Origin of the sequence: Mesorhizobium sp. LSJC280B00 (assembly GCF_000502835.1) — a bacterium.
Taxonomy (GTDB): Bacteria; Pseudomonadota; Alphaproteobacteria; order Rhizobiales; family Rhizobiaceae; genus Mesorhizobium.
In genome coordinates, this window is the sequence record NZ_AYVL01000004.1 from 121,167 (window position 1) to 141,578 (window position 20,412).

Sequence of the window (20,412 nt, forward strand, 5' to 3'; positions counted from 1 at the left end):
TTGGGAATTTTCTTGATGAGCGACTTGATAGCCGAAAACGCCACGCGGCTGTGGACACCGGATGGGTTCCGCGAGGACGAGTGGGTTCATGCCGAAAGCGCCGAAGCGCTGGTCGGCAATGGCCGTTTCATCCTGCCGTTGCAGGCGTTTCTCGGCCTCGATCCGGAGGTGCGGCGGTCGGCGAAGGAGCGCATCGGTGTGCTGCTGCAGCCCGGCGATCAGCTCGAAAAGATCGCAGGCCTGCTCGATCAGCTGTCGCTGGTGGCGCTGGCGTTTCCGGCGTTCAATGACGGCCGCTCGTTCTCCAAGGGCGAATTGCTGCGCAGCCGTTATCATTTTGCAGGCGCCATGCGCGCCACCGGGCAGGTGCTGATCGATCAGCTGCCGCATATGCTGCGCGTCGGCTTCGATGAATTCGAGGTATCGCACCCGGTGCTGCTGAAGCGGCTCGAGCAAGGCCGCACAGGCGGACTGCCGCTGTTCTATCAGCCGGCGGTGAAGCCGGAGGCCAAAGGCCCGAAATATTCCTGGCGGCGGGTGCGCGCCGGCTGATCCGCTCCAGAGGGCCAGAAGCCTTCTGGTCGGACCACATTCCCGATTCAGCCTTTTATTTTGCGCCTCTCCGCCTTAGGATAGGCCCATTATTTCGCGATCCGAATAAATGTGGCCACAAGGGAGGAACCGGGTATGGCTGGCAAGAAGATATTGATGCTCGTTGGCGAGTTCAGCGAGGAATACGAGATTTTCGTCTTTGAGCAGGCCATGCATGCGGTGGGCCACACCGTCCATGTCGTTTGCCCCGACAAGAAGGCCGGCGATATCCTGAAGACCTCGCTGCACGACTTCGAGGGCCACCAGACCTATACGGAAAAGCTCGGCCACGACTACATCCTCAACAAGACGTTTTCCGAGGTGAATCCGGCCGACTACGACGCCGTCTACGCGGCGGGCGGGCGCGGGCCGGAATATATCCGCATCGACAAGCGCGTGCAGGCGCTGGTGCGGCATTTCCATGAGACGGGAAAACCGATCTTCACCATCTGCCACGGCGTGCAGATCCTGATCGCGGTCGACGGCGTGGTGCGCGGCCGCGAAGTCGCGGCGCTGCAATATTGCGAGCCGGAAGTCACGCTGGCCGGCGGCATCTATATCGATGTTGCGCCGACCGGCGCCCATGTCGACGGCAATCTGGTGTCGGCCAAGGGCTGGCCGGGCCTTGCCGCGTTCATGCGCGAATGCCTGAAAGTGCTGGGCACCGAGATCCGCCAGGGCGAGATCCTGATGCGCGACCAGCGCCAGGCGGCTTAAGCTCGGAATGTGGAGCCCGCCGCACCCCTAACGCATGTCGCGCAAAAGTGTTCAGCGGTTTTGCGATAACGGCATGCATAAACAAGAACCTAAAGCGCGTCGCTTGAGGCCGGTCGAGCGCGACGCGTTTAGGTGCGGCGGTGCGTCTACACGGCCATCCGCGCTTCGCGGAACGATACCAGCTTGCTGCGGCTCTCGTCCCACAGCGCCAGCTTGACGCAGCGCAGGCTGTCGAGGAGTGTGACGCGGCCGATCTCACGCAGCTCCGGATAGTCCCTCAGCACTTCCGGAAGCCGGTAGCATGGCACCTTGGCCGAGAGGTGGTGCACGTGGTGGACGCCGATATTGCCGGTGATCCAGTTCAGCACCGGCGGCAGGTCGTAATAGGACGAACCGTGCAGGGCAGCGTGCTGGAATTCCCACTCGGAGTCCTTTGTCCACTCCGTCTCTTCGAACTGATGCTGGACATAGAACAGCCAGATGCCGGCCGATCCGGCGAGGATGACGATCGGCAAATGCACGACCAGAAACGCGCCGGGGCCAACGAACCAGATGAGCAGAGCGGCGATGACCGCGATGGCGAGGTTGGTGGACATCGACGACACCCAGGGGGTGAGGCCGCCCCGCATCATGCCCAAGGGCAGTCTCTGCTCGAAAATGAAAATCCAGATCGGGCCAAGGCCGAACATCACCAGCGGATGGCGATAGAGGCGATAGGCGAGCCGGCCCCGCCATGACAGTTGCCGGTATTCGGCGACGGTCAGTGTCTTGATGTCGCCGGTGCCGCGCTCGTCGAGATTGCCGGCGCTGGCGTGATGGGTTGCGTGGGCGCGGCGCCAGCAATCGTAGGGCGTCAGCGTCAGCACGCCAAGGACGCGGCCGATCCAGTCGTCGGCATAGCGATTGGCAAAAAACGAGCCGTGGCCGCAATCGTGCTGGATCATGAAGATCCGCACCAGAAAGCCGGCGGCCGGAAGGATGAGGACCAGACCCCACCAATGGCCATAGGCATAAGCGGCCGAGGACAATGCCCACAGCGTGGCGAAAGGAATGAGGGTGATGGCGAGTTCGACGGCGCTGCGACGCCTGTCGGGCTTTTTATAGCGCGACAGGATTTTCAACCAGGCGCGCTTGCTGTTTGCCACAGCTTCGGGGGAAATCATGTTCATCATGAAACATAGGCGGAGCAGGGCGCTGCCGCAAGGCGGCGATCACGCAAAGTTACTGCGGGTAAATGTCGCGCGATGGCGAGGAATTGGTGGCCGCAGTCGCCGGGCGCACGGCCTGCAATGGTGTCTACCGACGGCGCCCGCCTGCGACCACCTTGGCTTCCACGCCGTCCAGGCGGTCGAGCAATTCCTTCAGACGGTCGGGAATATCGGACTCCGTGCGGAAGGCCGGCAAGGTGCGCAGAAAGCGCTTGGTCGCCTCGGTGCCGAGCTGGCGCCGGATATCGGCGGCGAGCCCGTCGCGTTTTTCGCCATTCCTGCGGGGCATCATCCAAAATCCTGTGTCGGCTTCGAAACTCTTCCAGGGGAGGAATGGTTCCCGCATTGTAGTGTCCCGGCAAGCAAAGCCGTCGGGTACGGTAAAGTTTGAATTAAAATCGAGAGGTCTGCGCCGTCCGCCATTAAGCAGCGACAGCGGCTGCAGTATCGCTTGCCTCTTGATTTTTGGCCGCTAAACCTCGATATCGGGCGCAAATCCACACCATTCGAAAATGACGGGAAACGGCGATGAGCGACCAGGCAAAAGACGAACGCGCGCCCGATGAAGCCGAGAAGACCGAGGCTGCCGCGGAGCCAAGGGAAGGTGGCGTCGACGGCGACTATGAAGCGCTTGTGCGGCTTCTGAAGGAAAACGAAGAGCTGAAGGATCGCGCGCTGCGCGTCGCGGCCGACATGGAGAACTTGCGTCGCCGCACCGCCCGCGACGTCCACGATGCGCGCGCCTATGCGGTTGCCAATTTTGCCCGCGACATGCTTTCGGTGTCAGACAATCTGCGCCGTGCGCTGGATGCCATCCCGGAGGAGGCCAAGGCTTCGGGCGATGCCGGCTTCAAGGCGCTGATCGACGGCGTCGAGATCACCGAGCGCGCCATGCTGTCGGCGCTGGAACGCCACGGCGTGAAGAAGCTCGAGCCCGAGGGCGAGAAATTCGATCCGAATTTCCACCAGGCGATGTTCGAGGTGCCCAATCCCGACGTACCGGCCAACACGGTCGTGCAGGTCGTGCAGCCCGGCTATTCGATCGGCGAGCGTGTTCTGCGGCCGGCCATGGTCGGCGTCGCCAAGGGCGGCCCCAAGCATGTGGCGAGCGAAGCGCCGGTCGAGCCGGGGCCGGTCAACGAGCAGGCTGAGAAAGATGCGTGAATGGTGAATGGTCAATAGTGAATGGTTAGTAGTGAGTAGCCAATTGCTGCTCCAGCAGTCAGTGCTATGTTCTATTCACTATTCACTATTCACTATTCACTATTCACGCCGCAAACCGCTGCGCTTCTCCGCCATAATAATTGACGTAGCGGGCGCCGATCTCCTTGACCGGCATCACCACGAACACGTCGACCGTCGAGAATTCACGGTCGATGACGCAGCCGTCGCCGATACGCGCGCCGACGCGCAGATAGCCCTTGACCAGCGGCGGCATCGCGGCGATCGCCGCCTTGGTATTGACCGCCTCGATCGGCATCAGATCCATCGAACAATAGCGCCCGGCGACGGCGCGCACGTCCCAGGATGAATTCGTCCGGCAGTGGTGGGCAAGATAGGTCAGCGCCTCGGCATGTGCCGCAGGCACGGTGCCGTGGAACGACGCGCAGCCGGTCATCACGCCGATGCCGTAATGGTTGATGTAGGCCCAGATGCCTTGCCACAGCGCCTCGATGGTGCGCTTCGAGCGGTATTCCGGCAGAACGCAGGAGCGGCCGAGCTCGAGGAAGCGCTGGCCGGGATGCCGCGCGATCAGCTTGGTCAGCTCGAATTCACCTTCGGAATAGAAGCCGCCGGCGGCCGCGGCAATCTCCTGCCGCAGCAGGCGGTAGGTGCCGACGATGCGGCGATGCTCGGGGCCGGAAAGCGAAGTATCGAAGACCAGCAGATGATCGCAGAGGGGATCGAAGCGATCGGCATCGCGGCGGTCCTGCATCTGGAACAGGTCCTTCCTGGCACCAAGCTCGTCGTAGAATACCCGGTAGCGCACCTCCTGCGCGGCAGCGATCTCGGCCTCGTTGCGGGCGAGCCGCACTTCGAGATTGCCGATGCGGCCGAGCGATGCGCCTTTTATGACGGCATCGGCGTTCCGGCCGACGAGCAAAGGCCCGCTGGCGTTCGGCCGAGCATCACATTCCGGCATGACTGTATGCACGAGTGATTCTCCTTCGAGCCATCCCTCTTGGCACGGGGATACGGTGTAGGTGCAACAGGATTGTGACAGTACCGTGATACGCCTCTGCGGGCAATACTTCGTCGGCTGGGTAATCTATCAACCGTCTATGTTGTGCCTCAGGCGGCCGCTTGCCCTTCGACCGCATGAACCAGGGCATCGGGGTCGAGCGGCTTGGTGACGAAGCCGCTGGCACCGTGAGCGAGCACGGCGTGGCGGGTCTTTTCCTGGCTGTCGGCCGACAGCACCATGATCGGCACCGGCGGCACCGCGGTCTCCTCCTCATGGCGGCGGATGGCGGCGATGGCGTCCAGGCCGTCCATGACAGGCATATGCAAGTCCATCAGCACCACGTCGTAACGGTGCTTGTGGCCGGTGCTGATGACCGCCTCGACGGCGGCCTTGCCGTTGCCGACCACTTTCACGCGATGCCCGGCCTTCAGCAGCGTGGCGCGGGCCAGCATGGCGTTGATGTCGTTGTCCTCGGCGATCAGCACCGACAGGCCCTGCTGGCGGGCGCCAATGGCGTGCCCCGCCTGCGCGCCGCGCTTTTGCAGTTGCGGCTCGGCGATGACCGGCGCGTGGCTGGTCAAAAGCACGCGCAGCAATGTCTCGCCGCGCACCGGCCTCGCAAGGAAGGTGGCGTAACCATTGGCACGGAACTCGCCAAGCATGCCACGGTCGGTCGGTGCGATCAGCGTCACTGCCTCGCAATCGGCAAATCCGCTCTGGCGCAGGCGCCTGAGCAGCCTGCCGTCGCTTTGCTCCATGGCAGCATCAATCAGAAGCACGTCACAGCCCTCGGCGAAAGCGGTGGCCTGGGCGGCGGCGGTGGCCAGATCGACCGTGCCGCCATTGGCGCGAATGGTGCGGGCGAGGGCTTCGGCCTCGACCAGGTTCTTCGACACGATCACCGCATGCCGGCCCGACAGCGCGTCCTGGCGGATCTGCGGCGCCTCGACGGCGGAAATAGCGGGAATATCGAAGACGAATTCGGACCCCTGGCCAAGCCGGCTCGACACAGAGATAGTGCCGCCCATGGCGGTCACCAGGCGCTTGGAAATGGCGAGACCGAGGCCGGCACCGCCATGCGCACGGGTCGAGGTGCCGTCAGCCTGTTCGAAGTCCTCGAAGATGCGCTCCATGTCCTCCTCGCGCAGACCGGGGCCGGTATCAGCGATGGTGAAGCGGATGCGGTCGGTGGTTTCGGTGCGGACGCGGGCGATGCTTGCCAGGACGCCGCCGCTGTCGGTGAACTTGACGGCGTTGCCGATGAGATTGAGCAGCACCTGCCTGACCCTGCCGGGGTCGGCGGTGATCAGCTGCGGCACGTCGGGTTCGACATGACAGCCGAGGCCGATATCCTTCGCAAAAGCACGCGCCGCCAAAAGTTCGATGACATTGTCGGCGATCTCGCGCACCGACATCGGCTGCGGTTCGGGATCGAAGCGGCCGGCCTCGATCTTGGAGTAGTCGAGCAGGTCCTCGATCAGCGCCAGCAGCGCGCTGGCCGAGGTCGAGATGGCGCCGACATAGGTCCGCTGCTCGGGCGAAAGGCTGGTGTCGGCGAGAAGCCGGGCCATGCCCATGATGCCGTTCATCGGCGTGCGGATCTCGTGGCTGACGGTGGCGAGGAAGCGCGATTTGGCCTGGCTCGCATATTCGGCCCGCTCGCGGGCGGTGATCAGCGAGGATTCGGCGCGCTTGCGAGCGGTGATGTCGCGGGCGATGGCGCGATGCGAAACGGCGCCGCTGTCCTTGTCGCGCACCGACAGCTCGATCCAAGAGAACCAGCGTGGGCCGTCCGGCGTGCGAATGGCGACGTCGGTGGAACTCAGGCATTCATGGTCGGAAAACGCGGCGTCGGGGACGATGCCGACATCGATGCCTAGTTCGGCCAGGGTCTTGCCGGCAAGGTCGCGCTGGTCGGTTTCGACAAGGTCGGCGAAAACCTTGTTGGCGTAGACAATGTGGCCGTCGCGGTCACGATGGACGACGAGATCGCCGAGTGCATCGATCAGCCCGCGAAAGCGCTCCTCGCTCTCCTGCATCTCCCACATGCGGTCGGCCAGCGTCTCGATTTCGGCGCGGCTGCGGGCGGTCGTGGCATCGAGCAGGGCCACCGCGCGGCGCTCGGTGCGCCTGTTGCGCAGATGCATGGCGAGCCCGGCGATGGCTGTCGCCAAAAGGCCGATGGTGATGAAGATCGGCGCCCCGGTCAGATGCGAAAAGCCTGCCAGCACGACGATGGCGACGAGCGTCAGGAAGGGCAGGCCTTCGCGGTTGGAGGCCGGCAGTTCCGGCGCCAGCGGTGGCGCGGCGACAAGCTGCCGTCCTGGCGCCGCGGGGGCCGTCCCGTCGGCCCGTTCGGCTGGTTCCGCCTCTCTGATGCCGGGCTCCGCAATCATACGGAAATCCTGCCAGACAGAGCTTATCGAAGGTTGTGGTTGATCGCTCGAATTTTAGCGGTCGCGCTCTTTTTTATCCCTTGGGGGCTCACATATCCACCACCACGCGGCCGCGGATCTTACCCTCGACGATGTCATGCGCGGCGCCGATGATGCCGTCGAAGCCGATGCTCGTCGACAGGCTGGCAAGCTTTGCGTGGTCAAGATCGGCGCCGATGCGGCGCCAGGCCTCGAGGCGGACCGCCTTCGGCGCCATCACCGAATCGATGCCGAGCAGCGAGACGCCGCGCAGGATGAAGGGGGCGACGCTTGCCGGCAGGTCCATGCCGCCGGCGAGGCCGCAAGCGGCGACGGCGCCGCCATAGGAGGTCATCGACAGAACGTTGGCTAGCGTGTGACTGCCGACCGCATCGACGCCGCCGGCCCAGCGTTCCTTGGCGAGCGGTTTTGCCGGCTGGGTGAGCTCGTCGCGTGAAATCACTTCCGCGGCGCCGAGGTCGATCAGATAGGGGCTTTCGGCAGCGCGGCCGGTCGAGGCGATGACGTGATAGCCGAGGCTGGACAGGATCGAGACCGCGACCGAGCCGACGCCACCGGCAGCGCCGGTCACCACCACCGGGCCGCGATCGGGCACGATGCCGTGGCGCTCCAGCGCGATGACGCAAAGCATGGCGGTGTAGCCGGCGGTGCCGACCGCCATCGCATCATGCGGGCTCATGCCGTCCGGCAGCGGCACCAGCCAGTCGCCCTTGACGCGGGCGCGTCCGGCATAGGCGCCGAAATGCGTCTCGCCGACGCCCCAGCCGTTCAATATGACCTTGTCTGCCTTGCGCCAGCCAGGATTGGAAGACGAGATGACGGTGCCGGCGAAATCGATGCCCGGCACCAGCGGCCAGCGGCGGATCACCGGCGCCTTGCCGGTAATTGCAAGACCGTCCTTGTAGTTCACCGTCGTCGCCTCGACCGCGACAGTGACGTCGCCCTCCATCAGGTCTGCCTCGGTAAGCTCGGTCACCGCGACTGACTGGTTTTTCTCGGCGTCACGCGAAACGAGGATGGCTTTGAAGGTTTCGGGCATTTTTTCTCCTCGGGCTTGCAGATCAGAATGTGCGGCGCCAGGCGAGTGAGGTCAATCGCTCGACGCTCCGCGCCGCCAGCCAATGAGTTCGTCGAAGACGACCAGCACGGCACCGACCGAAATGAAGGCATCGGCGAGGTTGAAGATCGCGAAGGACCAGACCGGCGTGTGAAACAGAATATAGTCGATGACATGACCGTAGATAGCGCGGTCGATCAGATTGCCGAGCGCGCCGCCGACGATCAGCGCGAAGCCGATGCGGGCAAGCAGGTGGCCCGGCGGCGTGCGGGCCGCAAGGTAGAGCACGAAAGCGACCACCACAACCGCGACGACCACCAGGCCGGTGTCGCCTAAGGACGAAAACAGCGAAAACGCGATGCCGGTGTTGTAGGTGCGGTACAGCGCCAGGAAAGGCAGGAGATCGAGCTTTTCCTGAAAGGCAAGGCCGGTCTCGACCAGATATTTCAGCCACTGGTCGAGCGCTATCGCGGCGACAACCAGAAAAGCGTAGGGGCTCCAGGACTTCATAGTTTGCAGTTTCACGGTTTGGGACGTCACGATCGGGCATCCTCCGGGCCGAGCTTCAGCGCGCCGCGCCGGATCTCGAACAGCATGACGCCGGTGGCCACCGCAAGGTTGAGCGAATCGGCGCGGCCGGCCTGCGGTATCCGCAGCAGTTTGTCGCAGCTTGCGGCAAGCTCGTCAGGCAGGCCTTGCTGCTCGTTACCCATCATCAAAAGCACCGGGCCTTTTGAAAAATCGACCGAGCGGTAGTCGACCGCACCCTTCAGATGGGTGCCGGCGACGAGGCCGGGAAAGCTCGTTCGCCAGGCGAGAAAAGCTTCGGGCGACGCCTTGGCGACCGGCACGGCGAAAATCGAGCCCATGGTGGCGCGCACCGTTTCGACCGAAAAGGGATCGGTGGTCTCGCCGACCAAGATGACGCCCCTGGCCCCGACAGCGTCGACCGTGCGGATGACGGTGCCGAGATTGCCGGGGTCGCGGACGCGGTCGAGCGCCACCCAGACGTCGCCGTCACGGGCGCGGATGTCCTTCAACGGCAGGAATTTCTGCGAGAACACGCCGACGACCATTTGCGGATTGTCGCGGCGGGTGATGGCGACCAGCACTTTTTCCGAAACTTCAAGGACGGTGCCGCCGGCGGCGACCGTGCGCGCCGCGATCTTTTCAACCGCCGTATTGCCACGTCCGGCCTTGGCGAAGACCAATGTCCTGATCGACCAGCCGAGATCGAGCGCGTCGATGACCAGCTTCAGGCCTTCGGCCATGAAGGCATTCTGCTGGTCACGGAATTTCTTCAGCGCGAGCGCCTTGATGTCCTTGACCAGCGGGTTGGCGAGGCTGGTGACTTCCTTCACCTGCCCTGGCGCGCCCGCGTGCCGTTCGTACGCACTCATTCAGGCCACCCAGCGTGAGAACAGCGAGGTCGACAGCGCCCGACCGGCAGATTTCTCGCGGATGATCAATTCACCCGACTCGACCGTGCCGCCCATGCCGGCGAAGGTGTCGCGCATCACGGCATGGATGGCGAAAAAAGAGGCGCGGATCGAATAGGCGGTCAGCACAACAGCGAGCGGCTTCGGCGTCAGGATCGCGCGGCAGATATCGGTCAGCGCCGGCAAATCCTCGAACAGCTGCCAGACCTCGCCCTTCGGTCCGCGGCCATAGGCGGGCGGGTCGAACAGGATGATGTCGTAGCGGCTGCCGCGGCGCTCCTCGCGTTCGGCGAATTTCACGGCATCATCGACGATCCAGCGGATCGGCTTTTGCGACAAGCCCGCCATTTCTTGGTTTTCGCGCGCCCAGCCGATCGCCTTCTTGGAAGCATCGACGTGGGTGACCTCGGCGCCGGCACGCGCCGCCACCAAGGAGGCAAGGCCGGTGTAACCGAACAGGTTCAACACCTTCACCGGCCGTTTTGCCGCCGCGATCAGTCCGGCCATGTGGTCCCAGTGCGAGGCCTGCTCGGGAAAGACGCCGACATGGCGAAACGAGGTGAAGCGGCCGAGATAATCGATGCCGTCATGCTTCATCGGCCAGGTCTCGCCGAGCGGCGTCTTGGGGAAACGCCAGCGGCCGATGCCTTCCTCGTCGGTATCGCCGGTGAAAATGGCGTCGGCGCGCTCCCAGTCCCTGGCCGGCAAAGCCTTTTGCCAGATCGCCTGGCCCTCCGGCCGAACGATGCGGTAGGGGCCGTATTGCTCGAGTTTTTCTCCGGCGCCGCTGTCGAGCAGCGCGTAGTCCTGATTGGGGCCGACCTCGAGGATCAGCGGCAGATGTTCGGCAGGCAGCGCGCCATCGCGGCGGGATAGAGGGCGCGGCGTGGCTTTCGGCTCGGACCGGTCCTGCAGTTTAGGCTCCGAACCGGCGGTCAGGCCGGCGTCGCGCCGCCGCGGCTGCTCCGCCCCGCCCTTCGCGGGCGGGCGGCTGTCGCGGCGTTTGTCGCGAAAAGGTTTCAAGAAGGCGCATCTCCGGAAGGCGGCTCGCCGCTTCTGCCACAGCACATTGACCGGCGCAACAAAAGGGCTGCCGACGTGTGCAACCGGATCAGCCGCGCCTGATCGAAAGCAGGCCGACTGCGAGCGCTATGAAACCAACGGCCTTGAAGCCGGTGACGACCATATGGCCGGTTTCCCAGCTGCTCCGGACACTTTCGAAATTGTCCGGGATCGGTCCAGGCACCCAGGTGGCCAGGACATCGTTTGCCGGTTTGACCAGGGTAAACCACGCCACGAGGGCCATCAGATAAAGCACGGTGGCGGCCAAAATCCACCAGAATGCCGGGCGGTCGCTGCGCAGCATCCAGGCGAGAAGCCCCGGACAGGCGATCGCGGCCACGTCCAGCGGTGCGCCGACAATCGCGAAGAATTGGAACTGAGCGTTGAAGACAGTGGTTTCACGCCAGAGCGAAGGCGGCCATCTGGTCAGCCGCGGCACCGATTCCAGCACATGGGCGAAGGATGGTCCGAGGCTGAGCGCAGCGACGATGGCGGTCAAAACCGACCAGAACAACAGGAACCCGCGTATATCCATAATGGCCGGACAACGGCGTCAGGGCGCAGACGTTCCCGTCCGCCACCATGTCGCTTGCCGCCGAAAGTGCTGGGGCTCTATCGTGATTGAAACCAGGTCATGATTCATGTCCCGTGCTGAACGCCTGCTCGACCTGATCCAGATCCTGCGCCGGCATCGCCGGCCGGTCAGCGGCCGCAGCCTTGCGGGCGAAATGGGTGTGTCGATCCGCACGCTCTATCGCGATATCGCCACGCTGCAGGGGCAGGGCGCGCCGATCGAGGGCGAGGCGGGGTTGGGTTACGTGCTCAGGCCCGGTTTCATGCTGCCGCCCTTGATGTTCACCGATGAGGAGATCGAGGCGATCGTGCTCGGTTCGCGCTGGGTGGCCAAGCAGCCGGACTGGCGGCTTGCGAACGCCGCCACCGACGCGCTGGCCAAGATCGCCGCGGTGCTGCCGGACGATTTGCGCGAAGAGCTCGACGCCTCGACGCTGCTGGTCGGGTCGCGCACCGAGGTCACCGAAGGCATCGATCTCGGCCTGGTGCGGCAGGCCATCCGCGAGGAGCGCAAGCTGAGCTTTGTCTATCGCGACGCCGGCGGCGCTGCCTCCGAGCGCACCGTCTGGCCGTTCGCACTCGGCTTCTTCGACAAGGTGCGCGTCGTCGCGGCCTGGTGCGAGATGCGCCAGGATTTCAGGCACTTTCGCGCCGACCGGATATCCGGCCTCAATGCCACCGAGATGCGCTATCCGCGCCGCCGTCAGGTGCTGCTCAAAGAATGGCGGGCGACGCTCGACACGCCAAGCTAAGGCTGCTGCTCAGTTGAGACTGCTGCCAGAATCTGGCAGTGGCGTACGGTATGCTCCTCCAGTCGAAACCATCTGGAGAGCAATTCATGACACCGCCCAATTTCGTCATCCTCTATGTCGACAAGCCTGAGCAAAGCGGCGCCTTCTATAGCGCGCTGCTTGGGCGGCAGCCGGTCGAGACCTCGCCGACCTTCGTGCTGTTCGTGCTCGACAACGGCTTCAAGCTCGGCCTCTGGTCGCGTAACACCGTGGAACCGGCCGCCGCGGCAGCAGGCGGTGGCGCCGAGATCGTCTTTGCGCTGGACACGCCGGGTGCCGTCGACGCCACCCATGCCGAGTGGGCCGGGCGCGGGCTGAAAATTCTGCAGACGCCGACCGACATGGATTTCGGCCGCACCTTCGTCGCGCTTGATCCCGACAGCCACCGGCTGCGGGTTTATTGGCAAAGGGAGTAGGGCAGTAGGGGAGTATGTGACAGGAAATATAGCTGGCGCGGCGCCGCACGATCAGTACAGTTTCCTACTGCCCTACTGCCCTACTGCCCTACTGCCCTACTGCCCTACTGCCCTACTGCCCTACTGCCCTACTGCCCTACTGCCCTACTGCCCTACGCTTGCGCGATACACGGCAATGCCAGCGGCGAGGTCCTCGAGGGCTGCGCCGACCGACTTGAACAGCGTGATCTCGTCGTCGTTCTGCCGGCCTTTTTTCTGGCCGCGCGTGAGTTCATAAAGGTCGGCGACGATGGCTTCCGGCTTCAACACGCCGGAGGCCAGCGGCTGGACGATGTCACCGGCTTCCTTGGTGGCGCCGGCGCGGGTATCGACATAGACGCGGGCGCGTGCAATCGCGTCGTCGTCGCTTTCGCGCATCGCCGGCGTGAAGCCGCCGACCAGATCGACATGGGTTCCGGGCTTCAAGAGGGCGCCCCTGATCAGTGGCGTGGTGGTGATGGTCGCCGATGACACAATATCGGCCTGGCCGAGTTCGGCGTCGAGATCGCCTGCGGCTTCGGCCGCAAAACCCTCGGCACGCAATTTTGCCACGACCTTTTCGGCATTCGCCGGCGTACGGTTCCAGATGCGGATGTTCTTGATCGGACGCACCGCCGAATGCGCCTTTGCAAGGAATGGCGACAGCGCACCGGCACCGACCACCAGCAGCCGCGAGGCGTCCTTGCGGGCCAGATAGGAGGCGGCCAGCGCCGAGGCACAGGCGGTACGCCACTGCGTCAGCCGCTGGCCGTCGATCAAGGCCTGCGGCTCGCCGGTGGCGCCGTCGAGCAACAGGTAGAGACCCATCACCGCAGGCTTGCCGACAGCATTGTTGTCGGGCGACACGGTGACGATCTTGACGCCGATATGGCCATCGGCCGAGGTGCCAGTGGCGTTGAAGTCGGTCCACGCCGGCATCAAAAGCAGGGTCGAGGCGGCGCCATCGGGCCGCTCGACCGTGTGATGGTGCCTGACCGGCTGCACGGCGCCATCGCGAAAAGCGGCGCGCAACGTCTCGACCAGCCCGGAAAAGGTCAGCGCGCGGTCGACCTCGGCGGCGGAAATGGTCAGCATGAAAGGCTCCGTGGAGAACTAGGCCGGTTGTGCTTCAGGCCCGAGCCGCGGCTCAGTTCGTCGGCTTCGGCAAGGCTGGGCCCTGCGACGCGGTGGGCGCGCGGCTGACCGCCTGGCGCAGGTTCTCTGCCTCGGCGCCGCGCTGGCGCGCCAGCTTGCGGTAGCGGCCCTGCTTGGTCCAGGTCGCCAGGCTGCCGACGATCATGCCGATGGCCAGCGCCAGGAATAGGAAAATGAAGAGCGGCATGGTCAGCGTCAGCGCCGGATTGCCGGGGTTGAACGGATCGAGCGTGAAGGCGACCGGTTCGCGGTTGGCGACGGCCAACGCAATCAGGATGACGGCCAGCGGCACGAAAACCACGATGAGGAGAAAGCGATTGAACATGTTTTTCCGTTCGGAAGAAAAGGCGGGAGCGGTGGCGGGCGCCGCGCCTATTTGCCTCCGTTCAGCCTTTCACGCAATTCCTTGCCGGTCTTGAAGAACGGTACCCATTTCTCCTCGACCTCTACGGATTCGCCGGTGCGCGGGTTGCGGCCGGTACGGGCAGGGCGGTTTTTCACCGAAAACGCGCCGAAGCCGCGCAACTCGACCCGGTTGCCCTCGGCAAGCGCGTCGGTGATTTCATCGAAGATGGCGCTGACAATGTTTTCGACGTCGCGCAGGAAAAGATGCGGATTACGCGTGGCGATGATCTGCACAAGTTCGGATTTGATCATGAAAAGGCTCCCCGTAAAAGCAGTGCCGCCGAAATTATCAGAATGATTTTATTTGGTTTTTCACTCGTCCCAAGCGGTTCCTCAAGGGTGCCAGACGGAAACGAGACCGTCAAGAAACAAGCGGTCCGCTCCAATTTCGTGAAGGACGTCGCCGCCATGGCCGGGCAGGCCAAGCGCAGCACCGACGGTCTGCGCCATCGCCTTGGAGAACAGGAAACCACCACGTTTTTCCGTGTCCTTCCATTCCACCACCTTGAGCTTGGCATCGACACCCTTGCCTGCAAGCCAGTCGATTGCTTCGGCCTCGCCGCCGACCGCGTCGATCAATCTGTTGGTGACCGCCTGCCGGCCGGTGAAGATCGACCCGTCTGCGAGCGCCAGCGCCTCCGGCTTGGTCATGTTGCGGCGCTCGGCGACGATGCCGACGAACCAGTCGTAGCTGTCGAGGATGAGCTTGCGGACCATGGCGCGCTCATCCTCATTGGTCGGCTTGAAGGGAGAAGGCGAGGCCTTCAAGGGCGAGGATTTCACCTCCTCCAGCTTGACGCCGAGCTTGTCCATGAGGCCGCTGACGTCCGGGTACTGGATCAGCACGCCGATCGAGCCGACGATCGAGGATTTGCGTGCGACAATATGGTCGGCCGCGGTGGCGATCATATAGCCCGCCGAAGCCGCGAGCGTGCCGACCTCGGCCACCACCGGCTTGTCGGCGGCGAGCTTGCGCACTGCCTCATAGATCGATTCGCCACCGACGGTGGTGCCGCCGGGTGAATCGATCGACAGGATCACAGCCTTGACGCGCGGCGACTGACGGATTGCCTCCAGCCGCTTGATCAGTTCTTCGTCTTCGGTGATGGTACCTTCGATCTTGACCTTGGCGATGTGGTCGACAGCCGCGCCGGTGAAGTCGTCACCATAGATCCACGCCGAAAAGGCGATCAGCCCGGCTGCGGCGACGATAATCGCCGCGACACGCCAGAATGTCAGCTTGCGGCGCAAGCGGCGGCGGTCGATCAGGTCGTCGGCTCTCAATGCCATGGTCAGCCTCGTAGTCGGTGGGAGCAGATGCTTTTAAAGCAACCATTCGCGCCCGGCTACCGTTTCCTGACGGCCTTGCGCCAAAGGCCGTCTTAGGCATTCGCGGCAAGCCTCAACCTGTCACGTTCTACAGGCTCTAACACTGTGCGCCCATATCTGGTATGAGGTACAGGCTGCGCTGGGGCCATTTTCATTGTACAGGGGCGGCTGTCACATTTTTGCGGTTTTCCTCGGCTTGTGCTTGCTTGAGGGCGCCGGCACCCCACCTATAGGGCGGCCTGGCGGGCAGGGGTTTAGAAGAAGCAGTCATGTTAGCGGGACCAATCGAACCGACCAACACCGAGACGGAGTTGGCTCCCAAGGCCGCAGGCCGGGCGCGGGTCGACGCATTTGACGTTGCGCAGCGTCATTCGCGCCGGGTCCGTATCCTCAAACTGGCCGTGCCGCTGGTCGCTGCCGTGATTGCGGTCGCGTTTCCCGTCTATTCCTATCTCATGGCTCCCGCTGCAATCGAGGTGCAGGCCGACGGCGGCGCCTTTGCCGATGGCAAGCTGGTGATGGCCAACCCCAAGCTCAACGGCTTCACCAAACAGAACCTGCCCTATTCGATGACAGCCCTGCGCGCCATACAGGATGTCAGCAAACAAGGCATCATCGATCTGGAAGGCATCAAGGCCAAGCTGCCGATTGCGGCCGACAACACGGCCGCCATCGATGCCACGCACGGCACCTATGATCGCGACGGCAACACGCTCAGCCTGACCAGCGATGTGACCGTGTCGACCACGGATGGTGTGGTGGCAAAATTCAAATCAGTCTATCTCGACATGGGCGAAGGCACTATGAAGACAAGCGAGCCCGTCGATGTCAGCCGCGGCGGGTCGCGGATCAGGGCGGATTCGATGTCGGTCCAGGACAATGGCAAGGTCCTGGTTTTCGAGAACAAGGTGCGCGTCGACATCGATCCCGCCAGTTTGAAGGCGGCAGAGGCAAAGAGCGGAGAGACCAATGCGGTTCAGTAGTTCGGCACGGCGCCTCGCCGCGATTTCGGCGTTGCTAACCTTGGGGCTGACCTTGGGGACGGCGCCGTCGCTGGCGCAGTCCAAGGCCACCAGCCAAATGTCCGGCCTCAGGCTGTCGGGCGACAAGCCGATCCAGATCGAAAGCGACAAGCTCGAGGTGCGCCAAGCGGAAAGCGTTGCCGTCTTCACCGGCAACGTCAACGTCGTCCAGGGTCCAACTGTGCTCAAGGCCGGCAAAATGACGGTCTATTACGTCAGGGATGCAGGCGCCGCCAAAAGCGCCCAGCCGGCGGGTGCCGCGGCAATGACCGGATCCGCCAACATCGACCATCTCGAGGTCGACGATAAGGTCTACATCAAATCGGACAATCAGGTTGCCACCGGCGACCGCGGCACTTTCGACATGAAGACCGAAGTGCTGGTGCTTTCGGGCAGCAAGGTCGTGCTCTCGCAAGGCGACAACGTGCTTGTCGGCTGCAAGCTCACTGTGCAGATGAAGAGCGGCCTTGCCCAGGTCGACGCCTGCGGCGGCCGCGTCATGATGTCGATCACGCCGCCGGCGAAGTCTGGAGCAGCGAAACCCTGATGACCGGCATATCGTCGCTGCTGGCGCGTCTTCCAGGGCGCGCCGCCAGCCAACTTGCGGCACCGGCCAGGGTCACCGTCGAAGCGGCAAAGTTCAAGGGAACCTTGATCGCCAAGGGGCTGACCAAAAGCTACAAGGGCCGCAAAGTCGTCAGCGGCGTGACGCTAGGCGTGCGCGCCGGCGAGGCGGTTGGGCTGCTCGGCCCCAACGGCGCCGGCAAGACGACCTGTTTCTACATGGTGACCGGCCTGGTTCCGGTCGACGAAGGCACCATCGAAATCGACGGTTTCGACGTCACGTCGATGCCGATGTATCGCCGCGCCCGTCTCGGCATCGGCTATCTGCCGCAGGAAGCCTCGATTTTTCGCGGCCTGAATGTCGAGCAAAACATCCGGGCCGTGCTCGAAGTGGTAGAAAAGAGCCGCAAGGAGCGTGAGCGCCTGCTCGACGAATTGCTCGAGGAATTCCACATCAGCCATCTGCGCAAGGCTCCGTCGCTGTCGCTCTCCGGCGGTGAGCGGCGTCGTCTCGAAATTGCCCGCGCCTTGGCAACCCGCCCCGCCTACATGTTGCTCGACGAACCTTTCGCCGGCATCGATCCGATCGCCGTCGCCGACATCCAGCAGCTGGTGCGCCACTTGACGGCACGTGGCATCGGCGTTCTGATCACCGACCACAATGTCCGCGAGACACTTGGCCTGATCGACCGCGCCTACATCATCCATGCCGGCCAGGTGCTGACCCATGGTCGAGCCGACGAAGTGGTCGCAAATGCCGATGTGCGGCGGCTTTATCTCGGCGAGGGATTTACGCTCTAAGTGCGAAATTCCGGCTCGAGCGGGATTTCCGGCGTAGTCCAGCAGCTTTTTCTTCAATTTTCTGCCTGAAAACGCGCCGGCAGGCGAGTTTTACCGCTCCTCGCCTTGACAAGCAAAAGCCGGGCCAGTTTCTATGCTGGCCTGGAAAATTCCTTCCAGCAGTGCGGGTGCGTAGACGGAGCGTTTGAAACCGAACCATGGCGTTGGCGGCAAAACTACAGCTACGACAGTCGCAGTCGCTGGTGATGACGCCGCAGCTGATGCAGTCGATCCGCCTGCTGCAGTTCACCCATCTCGAGCTGGAACGCTTCATCGACGACGAGATCGAACGCAATCCCCTGTTGGAACGCGCCGAACCGCAGGAGGACGCCGCCAGCGATCAGGCGCAGAAGGGCGACGCCGCATCGGAACCGGCTGCCGACGGCGACTGGTTCGAGGCGGAAACGGCGTGGAGCGCCGAGGCGATCTCGGAAAAGCTCGATACGTCGCTGGAAAACCTGTTTCCTGACGATCCTGGTACGAGCGAGCGGCTCGGGCCCGACCTGACGGCACAATGGAAATCGGCGTCCGGCAACGGTTCCACCTCTTCCTCCGACGGCTTCGACGTCGCGGATATGGCGGCGGCGGCCATCACGCTGCGCGACCATGTCGGCGAGCAGGTGGCGCTCGCCTTTGCCGATCCGGCGGCGCGCCTGATCGCCGGCGAGCTTGCCGACGGCCTCGACGAGGCCGGCTACATGCGTGCCGACATGGCCGAGATCGCCGCCCGCCTCGGCACGGACGCCACGGCGGTGGCAACGGTCCTGGCGGTCTGCCAGACATTTGAGCCCGCCGGCATATTCGCCCGCGACCTCGCCGAATGCCTGTTGCTGCAGCTGGCCGTGCGCGACCGGCTCGATCCGGCGATGAAGGCGCTGATCGCCAATCTCGAACTCCTGGCACGGCGCGATTTCCAGACGCTGAAGCGGATTTGCGGCGTCGACGAGGAGGATCTGCTCGACATGCTGGCCGAGATCCGGGCGCTCGACCCGCGGCCGGGAATGGCGTTTTCGCGCGGTGCCAGCGATGCGATCGTGGCCGACGTCGAGGTGCGTGCAGCCAATGACGGCAGCTGGACGGTCGAGCTCAATGCCGAGACGCTGCCGCGCGTGCTGGTCGATCACATCTATTTCGCCCAGGTCACGCCACATGCGAAAAACCAGGCGGAAAAGGATTTCCTTGCCGAATGCCTGCAGAACGCCAACTGGCTCACGCGCAGCCTCGACCAGCGGGCGAAGACCATTCTCAAGGTGGCCTCTGAGATCGTGCGCCAGCAGGACGCTTTTCTCGTCCACGGCGTGCGGCACCTGAAGCCGCTCAACCTGCGCACGGTGGCGGACGCCATCGGCATGCACGAATCAACGGTCAGCCGGGTCACGGCAAACAAATACATGCTGACGCCGCGCGGTGTGTTCGAGCTGCGCTATTTCTTCACCGCCTCGATCGCTTCGTCAGGTGGCGGCGATGCGCATTCGTCGGAAGCGGTGCGCGACCGCATAAAGCAGCTGATCGACGAGGAGAAAGCCATCGATGTGCTTTCCGACGATGCCATCGTGGACATGCTGCGGGAAAGCGGCGTCGACATCGCCAGGCGCACGGTGGCCAAATACCGGGAAGGCATGAACATACCCTCTTCGGTGCAGCGGCGGCGCGAAAAACGCGCTTTGGCCAGCGCCGGCCGTTGATCTCCGGCGGAATTTCCACAGCTTTCGCCCTTCATTGACAAGCGGCGACGAAGTGGCTAGAAGCCCGCCCGCATGAGACGGGCTGGCGAGTGGATTTGAGTTCGCCGATGCCCGCACGAGAGATGGTCCGTCACGACGTAGGCCACGGGACGGCCAAGAAGGCGGCTTGTGATCAACCGGAAAGTTCGGATCTAAAATCGGCGCAAGTGACGCCGCAAAAGCTTGTGCGCGCGGACCACGAGTATAAACTCGGGACAGTTTGAAGCCTGAGCAAGGAAGGTCAGTTTTCAGATGACACTGCGCATATCGGGAAAACACATGGATATCGGCGATGCGTTCCGTACGCGCATCAACGACCGTGTCGGGGAAGTGATCGGGAAATATTTCGATCGGGGCTTTTCAGGGCAAATCGTAGTCGTCAAATCGGGGTCGCGCTACACGGCCGATTGCATGATCCGGCTGGACTCCGGTGCTTCGCTGCAGGCGACCGGCGATGCCCAGGATCCAACGCTTGCCTTCGATACTGCGGCAGACCGTCTGGAAACGCGCCTCAGGCGCTACAAGCGCCGGCTGAAGTCGCACAATTCAGGCAATAGCAACGGCGAGCTCACCGACGTCGCCTATACGGTGATGGCGCCGCTTGCCGACGACGAGGAGGACATACCGGAGAATTTCGCGCCGGCCATCGTCGCCGAATCGACTATGACGCTGCGGACCATGTCGGTGGCGTCAGCGGTGATCGAACTCGACACCAAGGACAGCCCGGTCCTGGTCTTCCGCAATGCCGGAAATGACCATCTCAACATCGTCTATCGCCGGCCGGACGGGAATATCGGCTGGATCGACCCGTCCACGGCCAAGGTCGCGCAGGGGTAAAGACCAGCCGCACGCGAGCGTGGGGACTGGCGACGGCAGGCGAA

At 63.6% G+C, this 20,412-nt stretch carries 23 protein-coding genes; 10 read left to right on the forward strand and 13 right to left on the reverse strand.

What is annotated here, in order from left to right; all coding sequences use genetic code 11:
* Nucleotides 1-15: 15 nt before the first annotated feature.
* Together X773_RS46835 and X773_RS46840 are read left to right on the forward strand one after the other, a co-directional pair.
* Nucleotides 16-552 carry a DUF934 domain-containing protein gene (locus tag X773_RS46835; protein ID WP_023675246.1) on the forward strand — a complete coding sequence of 179 codons (537 nt, stop codon included), beginning with the start codon at nucleotides 16-18 and terminating at the stop codon, nucleotides 550-552.
* 135 nt (nucleotides 553-687) lie between these two features.
* A complete protein-coding gene (locus X773_RS46840; RefSeq protein WP_023675247.1) occupies nucleotides 688-1,308 on the forward strand; it encodes a DJ-1/PfpI family protein in 621 nt (206 codons plus the stop codon).
* Nucleotides 1,309-1,454: 146 nt separating this feature from the next.
* On the opposite strand, the gene X773_RS46845 is transcribed toward X773_RS46840, so the two are convergent.
* Nucleotides 1,455-2,477 (reverse strand): fatty acid desaturase, encoded by a 1,023-nt coding sequence (locus tag X773_RS46845; protein ID WP_023675248.1) that lies wholly within the window; start codon nucleotides 2,475-2,477, stop codon nucleotides 1,455-1,457.
* A 127-nt stretch (nucleotides 2,478-2,604) separates the two neighbouring features.
* Nucleotides 2,605-2,808 carry a hypothetical protein gene (locus X773_RS46850; protein WP_023675249.1) on the reverse strand — a complete coding sequence of 68 codons (204 nt, stop codon included), beginning with the start codon at nucleotides 2,806-2,808 and terminating at the stop codon, nucleotides 2,605-2,607.
* 236 nt (nucleotides 2,809-3,044) lie between these two features.
* Between X773_RS46850 and grpE the strand changes: the two genes are divergently transcribed.
* Nucleotides 3,045-3,680: a nucleotide exchange factor GrpE gene (gene grpE, locus X773_RS46855; protein WP_023675250.1), complete on the forward strand. Its 636-nt coding sequence runs from the start codon at nucleotides 3,045-3,047 to the stop codon at nucleotides 3,678-3,680.
* A 103-nt stretch (nucleotides 3,681-3,783) separates the two neighbouring features.
* On the opposite strand, the gene X773_RS46860 is transcribed toward grpE, so the two are convergent.
* The 7 genes from X773_RS46860 to X773_RS46890 all read right to left on the reverse strand — a co-directional run bounded on the left by X773_RS46860 (nucleotide 3,784) and on the right by X773_RS46890 (nucleotide 11,229).
* Nucleotides 3,784-4,659, reverse strand: coding sequence for a GNAT family N-acetyltransferase (locus tag X773_RS46860; protein WP_023675251.1), 876 nt, complete (start codon nucleotides 4,657-4,659; stop codon nucleotides 3,784-3,786).
* Between the two features lie 149 nt (nucleotides 4,660-4,808).
* Nucleotides 4,809-7,097 carry a PAS domain-containing hybrid sensor histidine kinase/response regulator gene (locus X773_RS46865; RefSeq protein WP_023675252.1) on the reverse strand — a complete coding sequence of 763 codons (2,289 nt, stop codon included), beginning with the start codon at nucleotides 7,095-7,097 and terminating at the stop codon, nucleotides 4,809-4,811.
* Between the two features lie 88 nt (nucleotides 7,098-7,185).
* Nucleotides 7,186-8,175, reverse strand: coding sequence for an MDR family oxidoreductase (locus tag X773_RS46870; protein WP_023675253.1), 990 nt, complete (start codon nucleotides 8,173-8,175; stop codon nucleotides 7,186-7,188).
* 51 nt (nucleotides 8,176-8,226) lie between these two features.
* A complete protein-coding gene (gene lspA, locus X773_RS46875; RefSeq protein ID WP_023675254.1) occupies nucleotides 8,227-8,703 on the reverse strand; it encodes a signal peptidase II in 477 nt (158 codons plus the stop codon).
* A 26-nt stretch (nucleotides 8,704-8,729) separates the two neighbouring features.
* Nucleotides 8,730-9,593, reverse strand: coding sequence for an RNA methyltransferase (locus X773_RS46880; protein WP_023675255.1), 864 nt, complete (start codon nucleotides 9,591-9,593; stop codon nucleotides 8,730-8,732).
* Entirely contained in the window at nucleotides 9,594-10,655 is a 1,062-nt protein-coding gene (locus X773_RS46885; RefSeq protein WP_023675256.1) for a class I SAM-dependent rRNA methyltransferase, read from the reverse strand.
* An 88-nt stretch (nucleotides 10,656-10,743) separates the two neighbouring features.
* Nucleotides 10,744-11,229 carry a DUF1772 domain-containing protein gene (locus X773_RS46890; RefSeq protein ID WP_023675257.1) on the reverse strand — a complete coding sequence of 162 codons (486 nt, stop codon included), beginning with the start codon at nucleotides 11,227-11,229 and terminating at the stop codon, nucleotides 10,744-10,746.
* Between the two features lie 106 nt (nucleotides 11,230-11,335).
* Here X773_RS46890 and X773_RS46895 point away from each other — a divergent pair, with 106 nt between their 5' ends.
* Together X773_RS46895 and X773_RS0137315 are read left to right on the forward strand one after the other, a co-directional pair.
* Nucleotides 11,336-12,019: a YafY family protein gene (locus X773_RS46895; RefSeq protein ID WP_023675258.1), complete on the forward strand. Its 684-nt coding sequence runs from the start codon at nucleotides 11,336-11,338 to the stop codon at nucleotides 12,017-12,019.
* Nucleotides 12,020-12,105: 86 nt separating this feature from the next.
* Nucleotides 12,106-12,474: a VOC family protein gene (locus tag X773_RS0137315; RefSeq protein ID WP_031211347.1), complete on the forward strand. Its 369-nt coding sequence runs from the start codon at nucleotides 12,106-12,108 to the stop codon at nucleotides 12,472-12,474.
* Between the two features lie 144 nt (nucleotides 12,475-12,618).
* On the opposite strand, the gene X773_RS46900 is transcribed toward X773_RS0137315, so the two are convergent.
* The 4 genes from X773_RS46900 to sppA all read right to left on the reverse strand — a co-directional run bounded on the left by X773_RS46900 (nucleotide 12,619) and on the right by sppA (nucleotide 15,342).
* Nucleotides 12,619-13,587, reverse strand: a complete 969-nt coding sequence (locus X773_RS46900; protein ID WP_023675259.1) for an ornithine cyclodeaminase family protein — start codon at nucleotides 13,585-13,587, stop codon at nucleotides 12,619-12,621.
* A 52-nt stretch (nucleotides 13,588-13,639) separates the two neighbouring features.
* The gene (locus X773_RS46905; RefSeq protein WP_023675260.1) at nucleotides 13,640-13,972 is read right to left on the reverse strand and encodes a LapA family protein; all 333 of its coding nucleotides are present in this window, start codon (nucleotides 13,970-13,972) and stop codon (nucleotides 13,640-13,642) included.
* Nucleotides 13,973-14,019: 47 nt separating this feature from the next.
* On the reverse strand, nucleotides 14,020-14,304 hold the full coding sequence (locus tag X773_RS46910) for an integration host factor subunit beta (RefSeq protein WP_023675261.1): 285 nt from the start codon (nucleotides 14,302-14,304) through the stop codon (nucleotides 14,020-14,022).
* A gap of 81 nt (nucleotides 14,305-14,385) precedes the next feature.
* Nucleotides 14,386-15,342: a signal peptide peptidase SppA gene (gene sppA / locus X773_RS46915; protein WP_023675262.1), complete on the reverse strand. Its 957-nt coding sequence runs from the start codon at nucleotides 15,340-15,342 to the stop codon at nucleotides 14,386-14,388.
* A 308-nt stretch (nucleotides 15,343-15,650) separates the two neighbouring features.
* Here sppA and lptC point away from each other — a divergent pair, with 308 nt between their 5' ends.
* The 5 genes from lptC (at nucleotide 15,651) to raiA (ending at nucleotide 20,368) form a co-directional block, all read left to right on the forward strand.
* Entirely contained in the window at nucleotides 15,651-16,364 is a 714-nt protein-coding gene (lptC, locus tag X773_RS46920) for an LPS export ABC transporter periplasmic protein LptC (protein WP_023675263.1), read from the forward strand.
* Nucleotides 16,351-16,950, forward strand: coding sequence for an LptA/OstA family protein (locus X773_RS46925; protein ID WP_023675264.1), 600 nt, complete (start codon nucleotides 16,351-16,353; stop codon nucleotides 16,948-16,950). The genes lptC and X773_RS46925 overlap by 14 nt, the downstream gene beginning before the upstream one ends.
* On the forward strand, nucleotides 16,950-17,768 hold the full coding sequence (lptB, locus tag X773_RS46930) for an LPS export ABC transporter ATP-binding protein (RefSeq protein WP_023675265.1): 819 nt from the start codon (nucleotides 16,950-16,952) through the stop codon (nucleotides 17,766-17,768). The genes X773_RS46925 and lptB overlap by 1 nt, the downstream gene beginning before the upstream one ends.
* Nucleotides 17,769-17,965: 197 nt before the next feature.
* Nucleotides 17,966-19,492, forward strand: coding sequence for an RNA polymerase factor sigma-54 (gene rpoN / locus X773_RS46935; RefSeq protein WP_023675266.1), 1,527 nt, complete (start codon nucleotides 17,966-17,968; stop codon nucleotides 19,490-19,492).
* Between the two features lie 291 nt (nucleotides 19,493-19,783).
* Complete coding sequence (raiA, locus tag X773_RS46940; RefSeq protein ID WP_023675267.1) at nucleotides 19,784-20,368, forward strand: ribosome-associated translation inhibitor RaiA; 585 nt, start codon at nucleotides 19,784-19,786, stop codon at nucleotides 20,366-20,368.
* The last annotated feature ends 44 nt before the right edge of the window (nucleotides 20,369-20,412 follow it).